This window comes from Pararhodobacter sp. (genome assembly GCF_034676075.1).
Lineage (GTDB): Bacteria > Pseudomonadota > Alphaproteobacteria > Rhodobacterales > Rhodobacteraceae > Pararhodobacter.
In genome coordinates, this window is sequence record NZ_JAUCCQ010000189.1 from 1 (window position 1) to 4,812 (window position 4,812).

Annotated in this window: 4 protein-coding genes and 1 pseudogene; 2 read left to right on the top strand and 3 right to left on the bottom strand. The window is 71.3% G+C overall.

Annotated elements, in window-relative coordinates:
- A pseudogene (locus VDQ18_RS22775) lies at positions 1 to 476 on the bottom strand (hypothetical protein); the annotation flags it as partial.
- Between the two features lie 195 nt (positions 477 to 671).
- On the opposite strand from VDQ18_RS22775, the gene infC reads away from it, so the two are divergent.
- Positions 672 to 1,211 (top strand): translation initiation factor IF-3, encoded by a 540-nt coding sequence (gene infC / locus VDQ18_RS22780; RefSeq protein ID WP_107750250.1) that lies wholly within the window; start codon positions 672 to 674, stop codon positions 1,209 to 1,211.
- A gap of 63 nt (positions 1,212 to 1,274) precedes the next feature.
- Here the strand turns inward: infC and VDQ18_RS22785 are convergent, their stop codons facing one another.
- Together VDQ18_RS22785 and VDQ18_RS22790 are read right to left on the bottom strand one after the other, a co-directional pair.
- Positions 1,275 to 2,300, bottom strand: a complete 1,026-nt coding sequence (locus VDQ18_RS22785; protein WP_323023146.1) for a hypothetical protein — start codon at positions 2,298 to 2,300, stop codon at positions 1,275 to 1,277.
- Between the two features lie 222 nt (positions 2,301 to 2,522).
- Entirely contained in the window at positions 2,523 to 3,314 is a 792-nt protein-coding gene (locus VDQ18_RS22790; RefSeq protein ID WP_323023147.1) for a DsbA family protein, read from the bottom strand.
- 193 nt (positions 3,315 to 3,507) lie between these two features.
- Between VDQ18_RS22790 and VDQ18_RS22795 the strand changes: the two genes are divergently transcribed.
- On the top strand, positions 3,508 to 4,755 hold the full coding sequence (locus tag VDQ18_RS22795; RefSeq protein ID WP_323023148.1) for an N-acetylmuramoyl-L-alanine amidase: 1,248 nt from the start codon (positions 3,508 to 3,510) through the stop codon (positions 4,753 to 4,755).
- Positions 4,756 to 4,812 lie beyond the last annotated feature (57 nt).

Here is a 4,812-nt window from a genome sequence, read left to right on the forward strand (position 1 = left end):
GCGGCTTCCTCGTTGACGGCTTCGGTCGCGGTCACCGCTTCCGGCACGGTCTCGGGCGCCGCGGTGTCGGCGGCGACGCCTTCGGCGGCTTCGGTCGCCTGTTCGGCGGCGTCGCTGGCCATGGTCGAGGCCGCGTCACCGGCGTTCTGCGCCGCTTCGACAGCCTGGTCGACCATCGCGCCCGCGCCTTCGGCCGCATTGGTTGCGGCTTCGGTCACGGCGTCGACGGCCTGCTGGGCGGCATCGCCCACGCCTTCGGCCGCGTCCTGAACAGCGTCCTGGACGGCCTCGGCGGCGTTTTCCAGCGGGGCGGGCGTCTCGGCCGCTTCGGGCGCGGGCTCAACCGGAGCGACCTCGGGGATGGCCGGAGCGGGGGCCGGGGTCGGCGCCGGTTGCGGCATCGGCCGCTCGCGCGAGACCCAGATGCCCAGACCGGCCGCAAGCACGATGGCGGCGACGATCAGGATCTTTTTCATGACATGTCCTCAAAAGCACGTAAGCCCAAGGTGTCGCATCGCTGGGCGGCAAAGGCAATGGTCCGGGGCGCCGCAGGGCATCAAACCGCCGCGTCAGGGCCCTGAACCTGCGCAACCTTGCCACCGCGCCCCTTGCAACCGGGGGGCTGCGGGTCTATTTTTCCGGCGCTTGATGACCACAGAAGGAATCCCACCATAGCTCGCAGACCTCACAACGCTCCGCCCAGCCGCGACACCGGACCCCGCGTCAATGACCGGATCCGTGCGCCGGAAGTCCGCCTGATCGGGGCGGAAGGCGAAAACATCGGCGTCGTCCCGCCAGCCCGGGCCATGGCCCTGGCCGAAGAGGCCGGACTCGACCTGGTCGAGATCTCGCCAAACGCGGTCCCGCCGGTCTGCAAGATCATGGATTTCGGCAAGTTCAAATACGAACAGCAGAAGCGCGAGGCCGAGGCGCGCAAGAAGCAGAAGATCATCGAGATCAAGGAAATCAAGTTCCGCCCGGGCACCGACACGCATGATTACGACGTGAAGATGCGTGCGGTGCAGAAATTCCTGGAAGAAGGCGACAAGGTGAAGGTCACCCTGCGCTTCAAGGGCCGCGAGATGGCGCACCAGGAACTCGGCATGGAACTGCTGAACCGGGTGGCCTCGGACGTGACCGAGATCGGCAAGATCGAGAACATGCCGAAGCTCGAAGGCCGCCAGATGGTGATGATGATCGCCCCGCGCTGAGGCGCCCGCGATCCTGAGACGACAGCACCGCCGCCCCCTCGGGCGGCGGTTCGCGTTTCGGGCTCAGCCGCCGTCGCTGACCCCGGGCAGGGCGGGGCGATAGCGCTGCGCCTCGGCCCTGAGCGCATCGCCCAGGCACGAGACCTCGGCCGAGACGCGGTCCAGCATGGCGCGCCGGGCCCGCATCGAGCTGGCCAGCAGGATCCGGCGCATGGTGCTGGCCCGGCCACGCGGGCTGTTGAGGAATTCCTCCTGCGCGATCAGCGATTCGGCCGGGCTGCCCAGGGTCAGCAGCGCATCATGGCTGCCCAGCGCGCCATAGGCCGCGCCCAGGCAGGTGGCCATCTGATCGTCGTCGCAGAGCGCCCGGCAGAGGCTGAGCAGCGGTTCGGCCGCGGTGCTGGCCATCAGCCAGCGTTCCAGCGCCGGGGTGTCCATCACCTCGCCCATCATCTGCCATTGCGCGCTGCCGACCGGCACCAGATCGGCGATCGCCGCCCGGTGCGGCCCGTCCGCCACCCGCCAGAGCAGATAGAGCAGGTCCCCGTCCACCGCCGCGGGATCGACCGTGGTCAGGTCGGGGTGTTCGCGCGCGGCCAGCGTGACCAGCGCCTCGCGCGCGGCGCGGGGCTCGTCCAGCGCCTCGAACCGGGTGATCAGGTCGGGGCCGCCGCCCGGCGTGCGCAGCGCGATCCAGGCCGCAACCAGCGGATGCCCGGCCTCCTCGGTCAGCCAGCTGCGCCCAGACATGCCGCCGGGCGCCCGCAGCAGGGCTATGCGCTGGGCCCGGGGCAGATGGGCGAGGTAAGGCCCCTGCAGGGCGGGCATCTTGTCAATCTGCCCCAGCAGCACCCGGGCCGCCGCATTGCCCTCGGCCGCGAGGGCCGCGAGGGCGGGCAGCGCCGTGCCCTCGTCATCGGCGAGCCAGGCGTCGCGGGCGGCAGCGAAAGCCTCGGCCTCGGCCCCCGGAACCGGGGTGGTCGCCGCCGCATCGGTCAGCCCTGCCGCAAGGGTCAGCGCCAGCGCCGCCCCGGCCAGCAGGCGGGCGAGGGGACGAAGCGGGCGAAGGTCGGCGCGGATGCGGATCAAGGTCAGGCCATGACTGGGGCGCCGGCCGGTGGCCGGACGAAATTCAGAGAACAATCAGGTGACGGGAACCACCGAAACATGGCCCCCGCGCCGAACTCAGGCCCGGCACGGGGCTGGGTGCCACTGTGCGAAGACGAAACGGGTTGCGCAACAGGTTTGTGCACCCGCGTAGTATCGAAAGGGCGCTGTCCTGACGGCAGCGCCCGCCCGCCGGTGTCGGGTTCAGCTGCGCAGACGGGTCACGACCGCCTGCATCTGCTCGAGCGGCATGTAGCCGCGCAGCAGTTCCGCGTCGTCGCCCTCGCCCATGACGAAGGTCGGCGTGCCCGAGATCTGCAGCCGCTGCGCCAGCTCGTGGTTGGCGCGCAGGACCGCGGTGACCGCATCGCCGCTCATCTCGGCCATGACCTGATCGGCGTCGAGGCCCAGATCGCTGGCGATGCCGCGCAGATCCTCGGGGGTGATGTCGCCCTCCCAGGCCATCAGCGCGTCATGCACGCGGCCATAGGGCTCGTCGCCGCCGACCTGCTGCACGGCGACGGCGAAGCGGCTCATCACCTCGGATTGCGGGCCGAGGATCGGGAATTCCTTGATCACCAGCCGGATATTGCCGTCGGTGCCGATCAGATCCATCACCGCCGGCTGCGCCCGGCGGCAATAGCCGCAGCGGTAATCCATGAACTCGACCAGGGTCACGTCGCCCTCGGGGTTGCCGGTGACCCAGGAATGGCCGTCGCGGAAGATGTCGTCGGCGTTGATCTGCACCAGCGCCAGATCCATGTCGGCCTGCGCCGCCTGCTGCTGGCGCTCGTATTCGGCCACCGCCTCGAAGATCACCTCGGGGTGCTCCATCAGATAGGCCCGCACCTCGCCGCGGAAGGCCTCACGCTCGGCCTCGCCCATGGTCGAGGCGGTCGCGGGCGACGAGCTCTGGGCCCGGACGGGCCCGGCAAGGATCCCGCCGCCCAGGGCGGTCGCGGCGATCAGGGCGGCAAAAAGGGACTGGCGGACCATGGGCTGAGGGCTCCTCGGGGTTTCAACGGCCGCAGATTGCGCGGCACGGGGGGGCAATTCAACCCCGGAAGCGAGGCAGGCCGGAAACCCTGACCCAAACGTGATGCCCTGCGAGGGCGGGGCGGGGATTCCCCCGGGCCCGCTTTCGCGCTAGGAAGCGGCAAGAAACCGGCAAACGGCAGGAGGGCAGGGCATGCAGCGACACGCACGAGGGCTGAGGGGCGGGCTCGCCGTCCTTCTCGCGCTGCTGTGCCTTCTCGTCGCGCCGCCCCTCGCCGCGCAGGACCTCGGCGCTGCCGCCCGCCTGACCGGGCCGCTGAGCCTCGAGGCCGGTTGGCGCAGCCTGACGCTGAGCGTGCCGCTGTCGCAGCCGGTGCCCTGGCGCACGCGGCTCCTGAGCGATCCGCCGCGGGCGGTGGTCGATTTCCGCACGCTGGACTGGGCGGGGATGGATCCGGCCGAGGTGCCGCGGGTCGGCGCGGTCACCGCGCTGCGCACCGGCGACGCGGGCGGCGGCTGGAGCCGTCTGGTGATCGAGCTCGGCCGGCCGATGGGCTTTGCCGAGGCCGGGATGGCGACCGACCCCGAAAGCGGCGCCGCGCGGCTCACGCTGTCGCTGACGCCGATGTCGGACACCTCCTTCGCGGCGCAGGCCTCGGCGCTGGCGGCAACGGATGGCGCGCCCTCGGCCGATGTGCTGCGCGCCACCGCCGACCGCCCGCCGCTGGGCCAGCGGCCGACCATCGTCGTGCTGGATCCGGGCCATGGTGGGGTCGATCCCGGCGCCATCCATGAAGGCGTGACCGAGGCCGAGATCACCCTGACCTTCGCCCGGGAACTGGCCGAAGCCCTGCGCCGCACCGGGCGCTATATGGTGGTGCTGACCCGCGACAACGACAGCTTCCTGTCGCTGGAAGGGCGGATCACCGTGGCCCATGGCGCGCAGGCCGATCTGTTCCTGTCGATCCATGCCGATGCGCTGGAAGACGGGCAGGCGGTGGGCGCCACGCTCTATACCCTGGCCGAAGGCGCGACGGATGCCGCCGCCGCGGCGCTGGCCGAACGGCATGACCGCGACGACATGCTGGGCGGCGGCGTCGACCTGACCGGCACCGACGATACCGTGGCGGGGGTGCTGATGGCGCTGGCCCGGGCCGAGACGCAGCCCGCCACCGACCGGCTGGCGCGGGCGCTGGTCGAGGCGATCCGCGGCGGCGAGATCCGCATGCACCGCCACCCTTGGCAACAGGCGGCCTTCTCGGTGCTGAAATCGCCCTCGGTGCCCTCGGCGCTGCTGGAGATCGGGTTCCTGTCCTCCGAGACCGACCGCACCCGCCTGCGCGACCGCCGCTGGCGCACGCAGATGGAACAGGCGCTGGTGGCGGGCTTCGACGCCTGGGTCGAGGGCGAAGTCGCGCAACAGGCCCTGCGGCGCCGGTAGAAAGGGGTTTCGCCCTCGTTGCCCGCTGCCGCGGGCGCCTCGGGCGACGGAAGGAAG

Excerpts from the sequence above, each read along its gene's own strand:
- VDQ18_RS22790 (WP_323023147.1), bottom strand. The coding sequence starts at position 3,314 with ATGGTCCGCCAGTCCCTTTTTGCCGCCCTGATCGCCGCGACCGCCCTG.
- VDQ18_RS22795 (WP_323023148.1), top strand. The coding sequence starts at position 3,508 with ATGCAGCGACACGCACGAGGGCTGAGGGGCGGGCTCGCCGTCCTTCTC.